We start from the raw sequence: 15,645 nt of genomic DNA, 5'->3' as shown, positions 1-15,645 counted from the left end.
CATGAGCGCACATGAATTGAAATCCGGTCCATTAGAATATCGCACACAGGAAGGACGAATGAGCATTCTCGGCTTTTGGATATTCCTGGCTGCAGAAGTAGTGTTATTCTCCACATTATTCGCTACTTATGCGGTGCTATACGGGCGGACAGCAGATGCACCAGTACCAGGTGAGTTGTTTGAACCAGGGATCGTACTTGTTATGACTTTCCTTTTGCTTACAAGTAGTTTCACTTGCGGGATAGCTATTCATCATATGCGCAGAGGATCTGTGAAAGGTCTGATGACATGGCTGATTATTACCCTGATACTTGGACTTGGTTTTCTAGGGTTTGAAATATATGAGTTTGTTCATTACTCCCATGAAGGTGCCACGCTGCAGTCCAGCGCTTTCTGGTCAGCCTTCTATACACTAGCTGGCACCCATGGAGTCCACGTGACATTAGGTATCGGCTGGGCAGTGTTACTCTTGATTCAACTGGCCAAACGCGGTTTGACTACAGTAACAAGCAGGAAAGTCTTTATTATCAGTCTGTACTGGCATTTCCTTGATGTCATCTGGATATTCATTTTCACTAGTGTCTATTTGATTGGGATGGTGGTTTAATATGGCAGAGCATTCAAAACGTTTTCCCATCAACCATATTATCGGATTTGTATTGTCCATTGTTTTGACATTGCTTGCTGCCTGGGCCGCACTTGGGTCTGACCTGCCTGTTAAATGGATCGTCGCTGGCATTATGACGCTCGCCGTTATCCAGGCAGGAATCCAGTTATTTATGTTCATGCATATGACAGAACGAGAAAGCGGCGGCGGCCATGTACCATGGAATATGATGTTCCACGGTTTCGTGCTGGCAGCTATTATCGTAGCCGGGTCACTATTCACAATGTCGTTCGGCTTCACCCATGACCATGATGATGGTGGAAGCCATCAACAAGAAGAGCAACAGGAAGAACACAGCGGACATTAACCACAGGTGGTGAAAAGGTATGAATAACCAAAAAGAGCTAAAAAACTACGAAGCCCCCATGGCATTGCCTTGGAAACCCGTTTTCGGGTTTATCCTTTGTATTATTTTGACGGCCTTCTCCCTGTGGGGAATGTTTTACGCTGATTATTCCCCTAAAATTCTTTTAGGATTGATAACCATACTAGCCTTCTCTCAGGCTGTTATTCAATTATTGCACGTACAAGAACATTTAAAGTAAACGAAAAGCCCTCATACCTGATTCACCAGGTATGAGGGCTTTTTTAAGTTTATTGATAACTCTCTTGTGCCACGCCTGAAGTCTTGACCATACGAATGATGAACATTACCCAGCCCACTTCTGCTACAAACAAACTTGCATAGAACATGAGCCATGAGATAGAAAATGCCGCCGGTGCAGTTTGGAAGGCTACTTCGAAAAAGTACAGCCACATACCAACAAGCAAAATTGTCTGTACAAGGGCTAAAACCGTCTTTTTTAATTGTAAGAATAAGAAAGGCGTTATCGATGCAAGCAGCATGAACATTAGGATAATACCCATTTAGAGATCAACTCCTCATAATGTCTGGTTTTCATGTAAGCGTATTCTTCTTATTAGTATTGTAACAAATTGTTCGAACAATTGACACAAAAAGTTCACAATATAGGTATTGTTATCCATCACAACTATTTTTACCCGCGTTACCTCTATGTTAAAGGTGCATAAACGATTTTTTATTTCATAAGAAGCTTATTCAACAAAAGGACCTAAAAGTCCAAGACTTGATTTCGAGCTATCAGGGTTCTTTATCATAATAGCCTCAGGGTTGGCTGGGAAACTACTCGCTTTCCTGCGGGGGAACCGGCAAGCCTCCTCAGTCGTTTCACTCCTTGTGGGGTCTCGCCTGGCTCCTCCTCCCGCGGGAGTCTCGCAGTTTCCCAACCAACCCATTCGAATAATGGAAGAAAAGAACCCATGACATATTGGTGATGTCTTCAACTTTTAATGGATAATTGAACAATTACGCGGTTTTAATTTCAAATTTCATGCGTAGCTCACTCTTTGTTTGAAGAACGATCTACCGATGTTTCCGTTTCTCTCATAAACGCAAGGAGGGCCGGGAAATTGCGAGACTCCTGTGGAATGAACATGATCGGTGAGATCCCGCAAGGCGAAGCCTGAGGAAGCTCACCACATGCCCACGGAAAGCGAGTGATTTTCCGGACCTCCAAACGCTCACAACCACAACGGACACACTATCTTGAAATTGAGTCTTCAGCAAATGGGTGCTAAACTATAAAATTAACACTCAGCTTAGCTGTTTTAATTAAAAAACACATGCTCTGCCCTGATTCCTTCATCGATTGTAAGTATTCCAAAAGAGTAGTACGGGAGTCTTCGCTTATCTGTCGGAGATCCAGGATTAAATAGTAAAAGCTTCTTGAAATAGCGCAACATAGGAATATGGGAATGACCAAAAATAAGTATATCAAGTTCTTCTCCTTCGAAGGCTTCTAACGCTCGTTTTTCTGTTGTTTTTCCTTCCCCATCTCCATGCACAAGACCTACCTTATACTCGTTTAATTGTAGGATCTCTTTGCATGAAAAATGACTTTTAATTTCTTCTCCGTCAACATTTCCGTATACACCCTTCACTTCTCCGTATTCACGGAGTGCATCGTAGACATCAAGTGACTGCCAATCCCCCGTATGGATAATCAGGTCTGCCGAAGAAAGTTCTGTCACCAGGCGATCCGGTAACTGTTTTCCTTTTTTCGGCATATGGGTATCTCCGGTAACTACAACCTTCACCATTCATCCTCCTTTTATAGGTACGTTCAATAAAAAAGAGAGGGGTCCTCCCTCTCTTCTACGTTCCCATATATTCCGTTTTACTATCGTCTAATTCCTGAACTTGATATAAATCATAGTATCCACCGCGCAGTCCCATCAACTCTTCGTGGGTGCCGGTTTCTTTGATCTGCCCATTTTCCACCAGCACAATACGGTCTGCGTGTGTAATTGTCGATAGCCTGTGGGCTACGATGAATGTCGTCCGGTCGGAAGCCAGTTTTTCTAATGCTTCCTGAATTAAATGCTCACTCTCCAAATCAAGCGCGGACGTCGCCTCATCCAGTATCAGCAGCGGTGGGTTCTTTAAAAATACCCGGGCAATAGCCACCCGCTGTTTCTGGCCACCGGAAAGCTTGACTCCCCTCTCTCCGACCATCGTATGGTAGCCGTTCGGGAGCGCTGTAATAAAGTCATGAGCATTAGCAGCTTTAGCGGCCTCAATCATTTCTTCATCCGTAGCATCCGGGTTGCCCATTTTAATATTCATGGCAATCGATTCACTGAATAAAATATTGTCCTGTAATACCATACCGATTTTATCTCTCAATGTGCGGGCTTTGACGTCGCGGATATCCTGTCCGTCAATCAGAATTCTTCCTTCCTCCACATCATAGAACCTTGGAATCAAACTGATCAGTGTAGACTTACCACCGCCACTCATTCCAACAAAGGCTATCGTTTCTCCGTGTTTGACATCAAGGGATAAATTCTTGAGTACGAGTGATTCTTCATCTTCATACCGGAAAGAAACATTATCAAAAGTGACATCCCCATCGACATGGGTCAGTTCCTTAGCATCCTTTTTATCCTGGATATCATATTTTTCATCCATGAATTCAAAGACACGGTCCATCGATGCAATCGACTGGGTCAGAACTGTCGAGGAGTTCACTAACCGGCGAAGCGGGTTATAGACTCGGTCCATATAGCCTGTGAATGCTACCAGTGTACCTACGGTCAGGTTACCCGTTATTACCTGATAACCGGCAAACGTAATGACAAGCAATGGAGCCAGGTCAGTAATGGTATTAGTGACCGAATAGGTGTAAGCATTCCAGTTCGTATGCTTAAGAGCTTTATCAAGAAAGTTTGAGTTCTGAACATCGAATTGCTGCTGCTCATGATCTTCAAGCGCAAAACTGCGGATCACCGGCATGCCCTGCACCCGCTCGTGAAGGTGGCCTTGTACTTCTGCCAGCGCCTGGGATCGTTCTCTTGTCAGGCGGCGTAATTTAACATAAAAGAACTTCACCGCAAGTCCATATAGTGGGAATAACGATATAGCTACGAGTGTCAGCCAAATGTCCATGTTCAGCATGATGATAATTGCGATCACAATCGTGAACATATCCAGCCAGATATTCATAAGGCCGGTAATGACGAAGGTTTTCGTCTGTTCGACGTCATGAATGACACGGGAAATAATCTCCCCTGTTTTCGTACGGGAATAAAACCGCAGGCTCAGCTTTTGAATATGATCAAAAAGCTTATCACGTACATCATAGAGGATTTTGCTGCCAATCCACTGGGCAAGATACTGCCGGATATACTCAACCGGCGGCCGCAACACAAAAAACACTAAAAAGGCACCGCCCATCAGCCAGAATAACTGATTGAACTGTTCGCTCTGCGTCATATCTCCTCCGATAATATCATCGATGACATATTTAATAATCAACGGCATTAAAAGAGGAATAGAAAATTTAATGATACCAATTAATATAGTTAAAATAATTTTGCCTTTATAAGGTTTCACAAAGGATAAATATCGTTTGATGCTGTCCACAGCTGTCACCTCTTTCTTTATGCAAAAGCACCTGCCTGGGTAAAAAGGAAGGCCGCGCACACATGCAGCGGCGCGGCAGTTTCATTTTACTTAGCGATATGTCAAATAGCGTTCGTACCATTGATCAATGAATTCTGGGGAAAACGGGCCCTTGCGCTGTCTGACCCAGCGTATGAGTGTGTCTACGTTGTTATGCAAAATACGATCAAGTACCTTCGGGTAATTCATTTCCCGTTTATGCTGCTCATACTCGTCTTCATCCAGCAGCGTAAACGTCATATCCGGATATACTTTGACATCTAAATCATAGTCAATGTATTTCAACCCTTCTTCATCATATACAAAAGGAGAACTGATATTACAGTAATAGTATACGCCATCATTGCGAAGCATACCGATGATGTTAAACCAATGTTTGGAATGGAAATAACAGATTGCCGGCTCCCTTGTCATCCACGTCCGCCCATCACTTTCTGTTACGATCGTCCGATCATTCGCTCCAATGACAACATTTCTTGTTCCTTTTAATATCGTCGTGCTGTCCCATATCCTGTGCAGCTTACCGTTATGTTTATAGCTCTGTATTTGGACCGATTGTCCTGGTTCTGGTGCAGGCATAAGATCTCCCTTCCCTAACGTCATAATAACCACCGATTTTATCTACTCTAACCATTATAACGATAACTGTCAGTAATTGAAAATATTACAGTCTTAGCCTCGGAGTCAGCATAAATAAAACAGACCGTTGCTTCTTCCAATTGGAAAAGAAGCACGGTCTGTCTTTTTCAGCAGCTGCTTTTGTCTGCTATTCGTTTAGAAGATTCGGGGGATCTTCGTTATTTCTTTTTAGCTTGAGACTTTTGGTTTTGTTGACGAACTTCTTGTGCGTCAGTCTCTGCAGCAAATTCAGCACCATATTGTTGTTGCTGCTGACCTTTTTGAGCAGCTTGCTGGTTTTGCTGTCTTACTTCTGCAGCATTAGTTTTGCTTGGGTTTTGTTGGTTTTGTTGTTTTTTAGCCATCTTTATCACCTCCGCAAGAATTAGAATGCCCAAATTGAAATGTCATTATCCAAAAAAATAAAATTCCATGTTTAACCATTTTTGAATAAGGTGCAGGATTTTTTCCACACTAATAAAGGAGGAGGCGAAAAAGATGTATACAGGCCGGGATATGAGCGAGCTGACCATGACCAGCAAACAGGATTGGAAAAATGAAGAACTGCGTTTCTTCCACTATTCTTTGTCTCAAATTGCCCCTTATTTGAATCAAGAAGGCACAACGATTCTAAGGGAGATCAACGAAGAAATTGTAAATCGTGGCGGGCTCGCCTATCATATAGAAGATATTCCTGAATATCACAGGAGCGTCCGTTCGACAACGATTGCTCCTTTGTAATCCGTTAAAATAGTTTTATTGCGGCTTCCCTTGTGTTCGCTGCATGAAACTTTCTTAAAGTGAAAAAAGCTCCAGCACCCTGATGGGGCTGGAACTTTTTATTGTACATGTTTCGCTATTTTCTGATGGGAAACTGGAAACGGATAAGATTCCAATTCCTTCAGAGAAACAAACCTGGCTCGTGGGTGGTCCAATTCTCCCGCTTCGATTACGCCAGGGATCACTTCCAGCTCCCAAATAAGGTGGGAAAAGACATGTTTTATCTTATCTAAGGATTCTTCTTGTTTAATTTTGATTCCATACTCCCCATAAAACCAATGTACGAGATGGTTACGATCAATATCGGCAAGGGGAACCATCGGAAACTCCCATAAATTTGCAAGCAGACCATCTGCAGGCCTTTGCTGGATTAAAACTTTACCTTCATCATTAGTAACTATCATGGCCGCATAGGGAACTCGTTTTTGTTTTTTCGTTTTTGTTTTTATCGGAAGCTCTTGCTCGACTCCCTCATGGAATGCACGGCAATGCTCTTGTACCGGACATAACATACAACTTGGAGATTTCGGAGTACAGACCAGCGCACCAAGCTCCATTAACCCCTGATTGAAAGACGATGGATCTTCCGTTGATATCACCTCTCGGATGAGAGACTCGAACAGTTTTTTGGTACCCTGCTTCGCAATGTCATCTTCGAGATATAAAATACGCGACATGACACGCATGACATTACCATCAACAGCAGGTTCCGGTTTATCATAAGCAATACTTAAAATAGCTCCTTTTGTATATGGACCAACACCTTTGAGGGATCCTAATTCATCAGCTTCTTCCGGAACTTTACCACCATAATCACTGACGACTTCACGAATGGCGTTTTGCAGATTGCGAGCACGGGAATAGTAACCTAGACCTTCCCACGCTTTCAACACTTCCTGTTCGTCCGCTTCAGCAAGTATTTCAGGTGTGGGGAATTTTTCAATAAATCGATGAAAATAAGGGATGACCGTATCGACTTTGGTCTGTTGGAGCATGATCTCAGATACCCATACTCGATAAGGGTCCTGATTATCTCGCCATGGAAGGGCACGCTGTTCCTGTTTAAACCAATTGATCAAATCATGCTGAAATTCCGTCCGGTTAAAACCGGATAAAATGCCATTAATTCGTGTTTGTTTATTTTTCATTGTGATTCACCTTTCATGATACAATTAAATCAAAAAGCTAATAGTAGTAAGGGAAAATAGTATTACTCCCAGTTCGTATATACCAATGAAATCCACCAAGAAGTCCATAAAGGAGGTATCTGGATGGATACCGGTACTCATGTTGTCATGGGAGTCGCCCTGGGAGGGCTGGCTACGCTTGATCCAGTGGTTCAGAATGACCCGGTCTTGTTCAATGCCGTACTTGTCGGTACCATGGTTGGTTCCCAGGCGCCTGATTTCGATACGATACTAAAATTAAAAAATAACGCCGTTTATATTCGAAACCATCGGGGCATTACCCATTCGATACCAGCGGTCATCTTTTGGGGCCTTGCATTATCCGGAGTCATATATGCTTTCCTTCCAGAGGTCAGTTTCCTTCATTTATGGCTCTGGACTTTCTTAGCAGTGATTTTGCACGTGTTCGTCGATGTATTCAATGCCTACGGAACGCAAGCCTATCGGCCGTTTACAAAACGATGGGTTGCATACGGCTTCATTAATACCTTCGACCTTTACATCTTTTTAATGCATATCGCGGGTATCGTAGCCTGGAACCTGGGAGCTAATCCTGGGTTAACCTGGCTGATCATCTACTTTGTCATCGCTCTCTACTATGTAAAACGTTACTTTGACAAACGCGAGATGGTCAGACTGGTCCATGATCACTTTGAAAATGTTGAGCAAATTGCTACTTCACCGACCATGAAACAAAATAACTGGCGGATCGCCATTACCACAAATGAACATTATTATGTGGGAAAGGCAGAGAATGGGCATATCATCATTTTAGATGAATTTCCGCGGCAAACCATCCCGGAAGATGACCCGATTATGAAAAGAGCTATGGAAGATCATAATATCAAAGCTTTCCTGTCATTCTCCCCGGTATATCGTTGGGAAATGACTTATTACAATGAACACACCGAAGTGCGATTTATTGATTTACGTTATCGTTCACGCGGAAGATATCCATTTGTTGCGGTAGCTCAAATCGATGATTCCACTTTGGAAATTATGAATTCTTATACAGGATGGGTGTTTACAGAAGAAAAACTGAAAAGTAAACTGGATCCTGTTCCATTGGATTCATGAAGAAGAGGCTGACTCCTAGTGGTGCCTTCCCTTTGATCAGGGGAGACACCGATAGGAACCAGCCTCTTATTTTTATTCAATTTAAGGGCCTTTTCCTGGCAAGCATATCTTTATATTTAGGATTGTTAGCAGCAAATTCATGCAGTTTCGCTCCATAATGGTTGATCCACTGCGTCACAATCTGCTCGGTCAATTGCTTTCCCTGGTATTCATGCCCCGCCTTCGCTCTTGTCGCTTCAAAATCTTCCCATAAAAGCTCAACCCAAGTGCGCGCTTCATCAATCGATAACGACGGGTTTTTTTCATATAACTGATCAGCAAGACGCTGAAAAATTTCTTCCATTTTTGTCACCTCATATGTTCCCAATCATTACTTCCTCATTGTAACACATAGCTGTTTTGAATTTACATAAACTATACTTGCATCATGATTTGATGCTATAGGAGGCTAAAAAAAAATGCGAAATAAAACTGTTGGCTTTCCAGAAAAGAAAATGAATGGAGAACCAAGGGCTAAAGCGGAATTTGCTTCCAAACGGGCCGATGGTTCGATAAACACTCATCCGAAAGAGCGTATGGCCCGCTCTTCACACAGGCTGGACGAAGGGAAAGGTGAAATATAATGGGTAGAAAAAAAGGACGGAAACCTCACAAAGATTTCTTTGATAATTTGTATAGCGACCCGTTCGATTCTCCTCGTGCCAACCCGAAGCATGCTGCTCACCAGGTAAATGGTGAAACACAGCAGACGCAATCCGAAATCATCACGGAAGTACAGATGAATAAACGTGCCTGACTTCCAGTAATAAAGCGCGCCTCCATACAGGCGCGCTTTTTAAATTAATTCATTTTTTTGCCAAGCATGGAAATCGGCAGTGCTTCTTCTTCCTCTTCACTAACCTTTTCCCCTTGATCGTTCAAACGGTATCCCCAGGCAAATGTGCCGTTCATGTATACGATCCTGAAGTTATGTGCTGGATCTCCTTCGATCTGGTATTCCTCTCCTGGCTTGAAATCAGCCGGGTTCAGCATATAAGATTTTGCCATAATGATCTTTCGCTCATAAACAGCGTACTCATTCACCATCCCCATTTGTTCTGCCTTTCTTGCTTTATCCGTCAACTCGCCGATTTCCCGGCGTAATTCCTCGATGGACATATCACTATATCTGCGTTCCATTATATTCCCTCCTATGGTTATCCATTTACATTTTAACAAGCATTCTTCACAATGGAAATGAGGAACATTGAGGAAAGGGGAATTCATGTGGGAAAAGCTGTAATTACCGGGGGCGGTACTGGATTAGGCAGAGCATTAGCGCACCGTTATGCCAAGGAAGGTTACGAAGTTATCCTGCTGGGGAGAACGGAACGCAAATTATCCCTGGTCCGAACTGAAATACTTAAGGAAGGCGGAGCGGCTGAATCCTATATTTGTGATGTCACAGAGCCTGCATCCGTTAGAGAAGCGATTCGTCAATTGGACCGGATTGATGTACTGATTAATAATGCCGGCATTGGAATATTTGGCGAATTATCAACATTGAAAGAAGCAGATATCGATAAAATGCTGGATACCAATGTAAAAGGAACGATACTGATGACTCAGGAAGCTCTTCCACTACTAAAAGAATCAGTAGGCAGAGTCCTGAACATCATTTCCACTGCGGGGCTCCGTGGTAAAGTGAATGAGTCGGTTTATTGTGCCAGCAAATTCGCAGTTCGCGGCTTCACAGAAAGCCTTCAGAAAGAATGGGAAGACCAGCCGATATCAGCGACAGCTGTATACATGGGCGGTATGAATACGCCATTCTGGTCAGAAAGCGATCATGTTGCTGATCCGTCCCGTCTGAAAGGCCCTGAAGGCGTTGCTGATATAATTTTCACGGAAGACGATCGCCGTAAAGAGATTAAAGTCGATTCCTAATATTATCAAATATAAAAAAAAAGCTGCTGAACCTCCTTTAAAGAGGCCAGCAGCTTTTATTTTTTTATGGAAATTACTCTCCAAGTCCTTCTTCTTTCACTTTATTTACTACGGCTTCTAGTGCTTCTTTTTCGTCTTCTCCATCCGCAGTCAATTTAATCTCTGCATCATTAGGGATGCCAAGGGACATAACACCCATAATGGACTTTAAGTTAACGGACTTGTCTTTATACTCCAGGTTCACATCTGATTGATATTGACCTGCTACCTGAACCATTGCTGTCGCCGGGCGAGCGTGTAGCCCGTCTGCTGCTGTAATTTTCATTGTTTGTTCTACCATTTGAATCTCTCCTCATTTATATAATTTTTTAGTTAATTTCAATGATACCAGGGTCATTATGACGCACTTCGCCTGGTTTTGCAATCTTTACTTCCTGACCTTCCTGCAAGTTTGTAAAGATGACTGGAGTGATGATTGAAGTTGCATTGTCTTTTACATAATCCAAATCCACTTTCATCAACTCTTGTCCTTGCTTGACTTCGTCGCCTTCCTCAATCATCGCTTCGAAGCCTTCCCCTTTTAGCTTAACCGTATCGATTCCAATGTGAACCAGAATTTCCATTCCGTTTTCAGCCTGGATACCTATCGCGTGCTTAGTCGGGAATACATTCAATATCTTACCGTTTACAGGAGAAACGACTTTACCATCACTAGGTTTGATAGCGAAACCATCACCCATCATTTTTCCAGAGAAGACTTGGTCCGGTACTTCAGTGATTGGCATGATTTCTCCTTGCAGCGGACTTACAAAATTGAAATCTTCCCCGCCGACAGGTACTTCTGCATCTTTTGCTTCCTCTGCAACTTCCGAGCGATCTTCTGCTACAGCACGAGGCGCTTTTCCGTTGATGATGTCTTGCATTTGTCCCCGCAAACTGTCAGATCTTGGACCGAAGATTGCCTGAATATTATTCCCGACTTCCATAACACCGGATGCTCCAAGTTTCTTCAGTCGGTTTTTATCAACGTCACCTTTGTCGTTGACAGAGACGCGAAGACGTGTGATACAAGCATCCAAATGAGCGATATTTCCTTGTCCGCCCATGGCCTCGAGGATTTCATAAGGAAGATCTCCTATTTCACTGTCTTCATCGGCATCTACTTCATCGTCTTCACGACCTGGAGTTGCCAGGTTGAACTTAAGAATTGCCCAACGGAATCCAAAGTAGTAAATGACAGAGAAGATCAGTCCTACGATAATTACCCACCACCAGTCGGTACGGTTAGGTAAAATACCAAACAGGATGAAGTCAATCAACCCACCAGAGAACGTTTGTCCAATCTTAACATCAAGCAGCGACATCGTCATGAACGATAGACCAGCAAAAACTGCGTGGATACCGAACAGTAATGGTGCTACGAATAAGAATGAGAACTCAATTGGTTCCGTGATACCAGTCAAGAAAGAAGTCAACGCAGCAGATGCCATAATACCGCCGACTACCTTCTTACGTTCCGGTCTCGCTGTATGATAAATCGCAAGTGCTGCAGCCGGAAGACCGAACATCATGAATGGGAATTTACCAACCATGAATGTACCGGCAGTAAACTCTACTCCATCACGAAGCTGAGCAAAGAAGATTTGCTGGTCCCCACGGACCGTGTTTCCAGCTTCGGTCACATAGGATCCGAATTCGAACCAGAACGGTGAATAGAAAATATGGTGAAGCCCGAACGGAATCAATGACCGTTCAATGATACCGAAAACAAGGGCAGCAATATGGATATTTGTATTAAGCATTACGTGGGATAAAGCATTTAATCCATCCTGTGCAAACGGCCATACGAATAGCATAAGAATACCTAAGAATACAGCTGAGAATGCTGTTACAATCGGGACGAACCGCTTACCGGCAAAGAAACCAAGGAATTGCGGCAGCTCGATATTAAAATACTTATTGTATAAAAACGCTGCTAATATACCGACGATGATACCTCCGAATACACCGGTTTGCAGGGTAGGTGTACCAAGCACTTCAGCATATGCTGGTGAATTGGCTGCCATATCTGCATCGACTTGGCCCAATACCCCCATCGTGACATTCATAATCAAATAACCGATGATAGCAGCCAGACCCGCTACCCCATCTCCGCCTGCCAGTCCGATGGCTACACCAACGGCAAATAACAGTGGTAAGTTGGCAAATACGATGTCACCGGCGGATGCCATTACTTGTGAAAAAACCTGAATCCAGTTTGCTTCGAACGCAGGTACACGTTCGAGGAAGGATTCCTGCTGGAACGTCGTACCGAAAGCCAGCAAAATACCAGCAGCAGGCAGCAACGCAACCGGAAGCATCAATGCTTTACCGACTTTTTGCAATGTACCAAAAGCATTTTTGAACATGGAAAGTTCCTCCTTTTGTTTTAGTGTGATACAGAAGCCATAAGTTAGTCATGGGATATGATTTTTCAGAAAAATGAAATAAACCGCTTCCATTTTCCCTGAAATTTTAAACGCCAATAGAATCGACGTTGTAAGTAATAAAAAAAGCATGAGCAAAAAAGTTTTATTTGGCCTCAAAGGGTACAGTTACCCCATTGAAAACCTTTAAAACTTTTTATACTCATGCCTGATCGTATCAGTAACACGTATAATTACGTTTTATGGTTGACTAATCGCTGTAGATGAATCGTTAAATAAATCGCTTCTGATTCATCCACTGGCTTATTTAATTGTTTCTGCATCACTTTTATCAACTTCCAAGATAGATTATAGCATAATGGATATTCTGTTTTCAACATTTCCGCGAGACGATTTTCTTCCCCGACTTCTTCCCCTACATGTATCCGATCGATGGCACGTCTTAAATGCTGAACCAGCCGGTGATAATCGACACTATTTTTATCAATAGTAACCTCCAGTGACTCTTCAATGACTTCCACCATTTGAGAAATAAGCTGGTAATGTTTATTAATATCACTCAATGTTTTGTCTGTCACCGCGCTATGAATATGCAAAGCAATGAATCCTGTTTCCCCTTCAGGAAATTCGATGCCTTCTTTACTGTTGATCATTTCTACTACTTCCATCGCCACCTGGTATTCTTTTGGATAAAGTGTTTCAATTTCGAATAAAAAAGGGTTGTTGAACTGCATATCCTGTTTGGCCCGGTTGATAGCAAAAGCGATATGGTCCGTAAGCGCAACATGGATATGCTCATTCAAGCTTTGATTCATCTTGTTTTCAATGTGCAGCAAAATGTCATTCATAAAATCGATGAAGTCTTCTTCTACATAAGGCAGTAAGTTCACGTACTGCTCCTTCTGCTCCTCATCACGAAGTAAAAACGTCTTATCGGCTTCATCAAATGTAATAGACGCACCTTTTTTCCTATTGAACCCGATTCCCTTTCCAATCAGTACCACCTCTTTATAGGTGGGATGTTCCGCGATGACAACATTATTATTCAATACTTTCTCTATAATGACTTGCTGGTCCATGCCCTTCCCCCTTCATTCAATTTCCCCCAGGTCGTTTTGCTTTGCCTTGAAGCGTTTTCAATGTATACAATATATCGAGAATAACGTTTATTGTCTATGGTGTCATATGGAAGGGAGATTAGCGAATGATTAAATTATTTGTCAGTGACCTTGATGGTACTTTGCTTGGCATGAATCATTTTATAAAAGAAAAAGATAAAAGTGCAATAGATAGGCTGGTTAAACGTGGAGTGGATTTGGCTGTCGCCTCAGGCAGGATGGATCATGAAATCAGGGACATTTTTGAACGGATCGGCCAAAAAGGTCACCGTATCAGTCAAAATGGAGCTTTTGTCTATGGAGCAGATAATTCACATATCCTAGCTGAAACCTTCGACGCAGAGGTGGTGCGTCAAGTTTATCGCGACCTTGTCAAGGAGCCGATGGTGACGACTGTCTCTACAGCTGAGGAAACCTTCACCCATCAGCATAACGAGTGGATTGATTTGATCTCAGAACAATTGATTCATGACATCCAGGTTAATCCTGAATTGGCTGATGCTTTAGGTGTTGAAGTAGATGCATCGAAAATCACCGTGCATGGGAAAGAACCAGATGTGATGGCCCTGCAAAGAAAGATTGATGAAAAGTACAGTCAGAAACTTGATTGTTTCGTTTCACACGAAACGTGTGTAGATCTCGTGCCGAAAGGGATCAACAAAGCCAGTGGTCTCCAGGCACTGTTTGAACAAACAGGCTTGAAGTCTGAACAAATTGCAGTTATCGGAGATTCTTTCAACGATATTCCGATGTTTCAGTTGGCTCCTCATAGCTATGCCATGAGTAATGCTCATCCAGAAGTTCAGAAGCAGGCCGCCCATGTTGTCGACCATGTTTATGAAGCAATCGATGACCTTGAAAGTAAAAAACTCATCTAAGGTTGAACCATGGCCTTAAACCACTAGCATACGGAGTGAATGAATGGCAAGCCTCTCCAGGGGCTTGCCAGTCTTGCTTTTTCCGCTGATTAACCCCCAATAAAATAAGGCTCCATCATGGAAACTTTATTCTTCAACTATATTTTCTTCTATGAACCGTTGGATTTCGTCGATTTGGAAACCTTTACGATAGAGAGCGCCTTTCACTTTCTGCTTCAGTTCAAAACCTTCTGCTTTTCGTTCGTATTTACGCAGGACTTTTTCTCCTTGATAAACAACTGCTTGCCATTCGGCATCTTCTTCCTCCTGTGCTGGCAGGTTGGCAATGACTTCCTGGACCACATTATTGGTAAATCCCTTTTGCATTAATGTCTGCTGGAGGTTTTGTACCTGCTGCCGGAAGGATTTCTTGCCACCTGACCGCAGTTTCTTCTCTGCAAACTTCATTGCTTTCTCATATTGATCTTCAAAAGAATAATTCGTAAGTGCCTCCTCAGCTTTAGCAGCTGAAACTCCTTTTTCAATCAGGTCTTTTTTAATCATGAGCGGCCCCTTGCTTGATGTGTGGATTCTGCTTCTTACCAAAGAATTTGCAAATTCCTGATCATCCAATAGTTTTTCTTTATACAGCCGGTCAACAATCACTTCAATTTGTTCGGGATCTGTTTCTTTTTTATCCAGGTAATCCCGTATTTCTTTTTCCGAACGCATTCGGTAGCTTAAATAGTGGATAGCAAGGGTATAGGATTTTTGTAAGTCATCCTTTTCAACAAGGGCTTTTATTTCACCATCATCAAGTTCCATCCCCTTGTGAAGGGACTCCTTAACAAGGATATCTTCAGAAACACTGAAACCATAGGACTCTCCCTGTCCGAAGTCTAAAAATATATTAAAGCGATCTTTTTTCTTTTTTTGTGTTGTTATCCGCGTGATTTTTGCCAAAACTTTTCACCTCTTGTTTATTTTATCATGATGAACGATCC

Annotated in this window: 21 protein-coding genes; 9 read left to right on the top strand and 12 right to left on the bottom strand. The window is 42.7% G+C overall.

What is annotated here, in order from left to right; translation table 11 throughout:
• The first annotated feature begins 1 nt into the window (after nt 1).
• Genes qoxC through B9Y67_RS04735 form a run of 3 tightly spaced genes read left to right on the top strand, consistent with a single transcriptional unit; the run spans nt 2 to nt 1,212 of the window.
• Complete coding sequence (qoxC, locus tag B9Y67_RS04745) at nt 2-607, top strand: cytochrome aa3 quinol oxidase subunit III (protein ID WP_085505603.1); 606 nt, start codon at nt 2-4, stop codon at nt 605-607.
• A gap of 1 nt (nt 608) precedes the next feature.
• Nucleotides 609-974, top strand: coding sequence for a cytochrome aa3 quinol oxidase subunit IV (qoxD, locus tag B9Y67_RS04740; protein WP_085505602.1), 366 nt, complete (start codon nt 609-611; stop codon nt 972-974).
• A 19-nt stretch (nt 975-993) separates the two neighbouring features.
• Entirely contained in the window at nt 994-1,212 is a 219-nt protein-coding gene (locus B9Y67_RS04735; RefSeq protein ID WP_085505601.1) for a cytochrome C oxidase subunit IV family protein, read from the top strand.
• A 49-nt stretch (nt 1,213-1,261) separates the two neighbouring features.
• Here B9Y67_RS04735 and B9Y67_RS04730 read toward each other — a convergent pair whose 3' ends face one another.
• From B9Y67_RS04730 to B9Y67_RS04710, 5 genes are all read right to left on the bottom strand, one after another.
• A complete protein-coding gene (locus B9Y67_RS04730; protein ID WP_085505600.1) occupies nt 1,262-1,534 on the bottom strand; it encodes a hypothetical protein in 273 nt (90 codons plus the stop codon).
• Between the two features lie 762 nt (nt 1,535-2,296).
• The gene (locus tag B9Y67_RS04725) at nt 2,297-2,788 is read right to left on the bottom strand and encodes a metallophosphoesterase family protein (RefSeq protein WP_369668736.1); all 492 of its coding nucleotides are present in this window, start codon (nt 2,786-2,788) and stop codon (nt 2,297-2,299) included.
• A gap of 55 nt (nt 2,789-2,843) precedes the next feature.
• Nucleotides 2,844-4,613: an ABC transporter ATP-binding protein gene (locus B9Y67_RS04720; RefSeq protein ID WP_085505599.1), complete on the bottom strand. Its 1,770-nt coding sequence runs from the start codon at nt 4,611-4,613 to the stop codon at nt 2,844-2,846.
• 90 nt (nt 4,614-4,703) lie between these two features.
• Nucleotides 4,704-5,231: a nucleoside tri-diphosphate phosphatase gene (gene ntdP, locus B9Y67_RS04715; RefSeq protein ID WP_085505659.1), complete on the bottom strand. Its 528-nt coding sequence runs from the start codon at nt 5,229-5,231 to the stop codon at nt 4,704-4,706.
• Nucleotides 5,232-5,449: 218 nt separating this feature from the next.
• Complete coding sequence (locus B9Y67_RS04710; protein WP_062439194.1) at nt 5,450-5,635, bottom strand: gamma-type small acid-soluble spore protein; 186 nt, start codon at nt 5,633-5,635, stop codon at nt 5,450-5,452.
• Between the two features lie 133 nt (nt 5,636-5,768).
• Here B9Y67_RS04710 and B9Y67_RS04705 point away from each other — a divergent pair, with 133 nt between their 5' ends.
• Entirely contained in the window at nt 5,769-6,011 is a 243-nt protein-coding gene (locus tag B9Y67_RS04705; protein WP_085505598.1) for a cytosolic protein, read from the top strand.
• Nucleotides 6,012-6,109: 98 nt separating this feature from the next.
• Here B9Y67_RS04705 and mutY read toward each other — a convergent pair whose 3' ends face one another.
• The gene (gene mutY / locus B9Y67_RS04700; protein ID WP_085505597.1) at nt 6,110-7,198 is read right to left on the bottom strand and encodes an A/G-specific adenine glycosylase; all 1,089 of its coding nucleotides are present in this window, start codon (nt 7,196-7,198) and stop codon (nt 6,110-6,112) included.
• A gap of 123 nt (nt 7,199-7,321) precedes the next feature.
• Here mutY and B9Y67_RS04695 point away from each other — a divergent pair, with 123 nt between their 5' ends.
• The gene (locus tag B9Y67_RS04695; protein ID WP_085505596.1) at nt 7,322-8,314 is read left to right on the top strand and encodes a metal-dependent hydrolase; all 993 of its coding nucleotides are present in this window, start codon (nt 7,322-7,324) and stop codon (nt 8,312-8,314) included.
• Between the two features lie 76 nt (nt 8,315-8,390).
• Here the strand turns inward: B9Y67_RS04695 and B9Y67_RS04690 are convergent, their stop codons facing one another.
• Nucleotides 8,391-8,657: a YfhJ family protein gene (locus B9Y67_RS04690; protein WP_085505658.1), complete on the bottom strand. Its 267-nt coding sequence runs from the start codon at nt 8,655-8,657 to the stop codon at nt 8,391-8,393.
• Between the two features lie 115 nt (nt 8,658-8,772).
• On the opposite strand from B9Y67_RS04690, the gene sspK reads away from it, so the two are divergent.
• Entirely contained in the window at nt 8,773-8,937 is a 165-nt protein-coding gene (gene sspK / locus B9Y67_RS04685; RefSeq protein ID WP_085505595.1) for a small, acid-soluble spore protein K, read from the top strand.
• Entirely contained in the window at nt 8,937-9,110 is a 174-nt protein-coding gene (locus B9Y67_RS04680; RefSeq protein ID WP_085505594.1) for a YpzG family protein, read from the top strand. The genes sspK and B9Y67_RS04680 overlap by 1 nt, the downstream gene beginning before the upstream one ends.
• A gap of 44 nt (nt 9,111-9,154) precedes the next feature.
• On the opposite strand, the gene B9Y67_RS04675 is transcribed toward B9Y67_RS04680, so the two are convergent.
• A complete protein-coding gene (locus B9Y67_RS04675) occupies nt 9,155-9,493 on the bottom strand; it encodes a YfhH family protein (RefSeq protein ID WP_085505593.1) in 339 nt (112 codons plus the stop codon).
• Nucleotides 9,494-9,580: 87 nt separating this feature from the next.
• Between B9Y67_RS04675 and B9Y67_RS04670 the strand changes: the two genes are divergently transcribed.
• Entirely contained in the window at nt 9,581-10,240 is a 660-nt protein-coding gene (locus B9Y67_RS04670; RefSeq protein WP_139823729.1) for an SDR family oxidoreductase, read from the top strand.
• Between the two features lie 73 nt (nt 10,241-10,313).
• Here B9Y67_RS04670 and B9Y67_RS04665 read toward each other — a convergent pair whose 3' ends face one another.
• From B9Y67_RS04665 to glcT, 3 genes are all read right to left on the bottom strand, one after another.
• Nucleotides 10,314-10,580, bottom strand: coding sequence for a phosphocarrier protein HPr (locus B9Y67_RS04665; RefSeq protein ID WP_085505592.1), 267 nt, complete (start codon nt 10,578-10,580; stop codon nt 10,314-10,316).
• 28 nt (nt 10,581-10,608) lie between these two features.
• Entirely contained in the window at nt 10,609-12,648 is a 2,040-nt protein-coding gene (ptsG, locus tag B9Y67_RS04660) for a glucose-specific PTS transporter subunit IIBC (RefSeq protein ID WP_085505591.1), read from the bottom strand.
• 251 nt (nt 12,649-12,899) lie between these two features.
• On the bottom strand, nt 12,900-13,745 hold the full coding sequence (glcT, locus tag B9Y67_RS04655) for a glucose PTS transporter transcription antiterminator GlcT (protein WP_085505590.1): 846 nt from the start codon (nt 13,743-13,745) through the stop codon (nt 12,900-12,902).
• Between the two features lie 125 nt (nt 13,746-13,870).
• Between glcT and B9Y67_RS04650 the strand changes: the two genes are divergently transcribed.
• Nucleotides 13,871-14,662 (top strand): Cof-type HAD-IIB family hydrolase, encoded by a 792-nt coding sequence (locus B9Y67_RS04650; RefSeq protein WP_085505589.1) that lies wholly within the window; start codon nt 13,871-13,873, stop codon nt 14,660-14,662.
• Nucleotides 14,663-14,788: 126 nt separating this feature from the next.
• On the opposite strand, the gene recX is transcribed toward B9Y67_RS04650, so the two are convergent.
• The gene (gene recX / locus B9Y67_RS04645) at nt 14,789-15,604 is read right to left on the bottom strand and encodes a recombination regulator RecX (RefSeq protein ID WP_085505588.1); all 816 of its coding nucleotides are present in this window, start codon (nt 15,602-15,604) and stop codon (nt 14,789-14,791) included.
• Between the last annotated feature and the right edge of the window lie 41 nt (nt 15,605-15,645).

Origin of the sequence: Thalassobacillus devorans (genome assembly GCF_900176565.1) — a bacterium.
Taxonomy (GTDB): domain Bacteria; phylum Bacillota; class Bacilli; order Bacillales; family Halobacillaceae; genus Thalassobacillus; species Thalassobacillus devorans_A.
This window is presented reverse-complemented; position numbering and strand designations above follow the sequence as displayed.

Excerpts from the sequence above, each read along its gene's own strand:
- qoxC (WP_085505603.1), top strand. The coding sequence starts at position 2 with ATGAGCGCACATGAATTGAAATCCGGTCCATTAGAATATCGCACACAG.
- qoxD (WP_085505602.1), top strand. The coding sequence starts at position 609 with ATGGCAGAGCATTCAAAACGTTTTCCCATCAACCATATTATCGGATTT.
- B9Y67_RS04735 (WP_085505601.1), top strand. The coding sequence starts at position 994 with ATGAATAACCAAAAAGAGCTAAAAAACTACGAAGCCCCCATGGCATTG.
- B9Y67_RS04730 (WP_085505600.1), bottom strand. The coding sequence starts at position 1,534 with ATGGGTATTATCCTAATGTTCATGCTGCTTGCATCGATAACGCCTTTC.
- B9Y67_RS04725 (WP_369668736.1), bottom strand. The coding sequence starts at position 2,788 with ATGGTGAAGGTTGTAGTTACCGGAGATACCCATATGCCGAAAAAAGGA.
- ntdP (WP_085505659.1), bottom strand. The coding sequence starts at position 5,231 with ATGCCTGCACCAGAACCAGGACAATCGGTCCAAATACAGAGCTATAAA.
- B9Y67_RS04710 (WP_062439194.1), bottom strand. The coding sequence starts at position 5,635 with ATGGCTAAAAAACAACAAAACCAACAAAACCCAAGCAAAACTAATGCT.
- B9Y67_RS04705 (WP_085505598.1), top strand. The coding sequence starts at position 5,769 with ATGTATACAGGCCGGGATATGAGCGAGCTGACCATGACCAGCAAACAG.
- mutY (WP_085505597.1), bottom strand. The coding sequence starts at position 7,198 with ATGAAAAATAAACAAACACGAATTAATGGCATTTTATCCGGTTTTAAC.
- B9Y67_RS04695 (WP_085505596.1), top strand. The coding sequence starts at position 7,322 with ATGGATACCGGTACTCATGTTGTCATGGGAGTCGCCCTGGGAGGGCTG.
- B9Y67_RS04690 (WP_085505658.1), bottom strand. The coding sequence starts at position 8,657 with ATGGAAGAAATTTTTCAGCGTCTTGCTGATCAGTTATATGAAAAAAAC.
- sspK (WP_085505595.1), top strand. The coding sequence starts at position 8,773 with ATGCGAAATAAAACTGTTGGCTTTCCAGAAAAGAAAATGAATGGAGAA.
- B9Y67_RS04680 (WP_085505594.1), top strand. The coding sequence starts at position 8,937 with ATGGGTAGAAAAAAAGGACGGAAACCTCACAAAGATTTCTTTGATAAT.
- B9Y67_RS04675 (WP_085505593.1), bottom strand. The coding sequence starts at position 9,493 with ATGGAACGCAGATATAGTGATATGTCCATCGAGGAATTACGCCGGGAA.
- B9Y67_RS04665 (WP_085505592.1), bottom strand. The coding sequence starts at position 10,580 with ATGGTAGAACAAACAATGAAAATTACAGCAGCAGACGGGCTACACGCT.
- ptsG (WP_085505591.1), bottom strand. The coding sequence starts at position 12,648 with ATGTTCAAAAATGCTTTTGGTACATTGCAAAAAGTCGGTAAAGCATTG.
- glcT (WP_085505590.1), bottom strand. The coding sequence starts at position 13,745 with ATGGACCAGCAAGTCATTATAGAGAAAGTATTGAATAATAATGTTGTC.
- B9Y67_RS04650 (WP_085505589.1), top strand. The coding sequence starts at position 13,871 with ATGATTAAATTATTTGTCAGTGACCTTGATGGTACTTTGCTTGGCATG.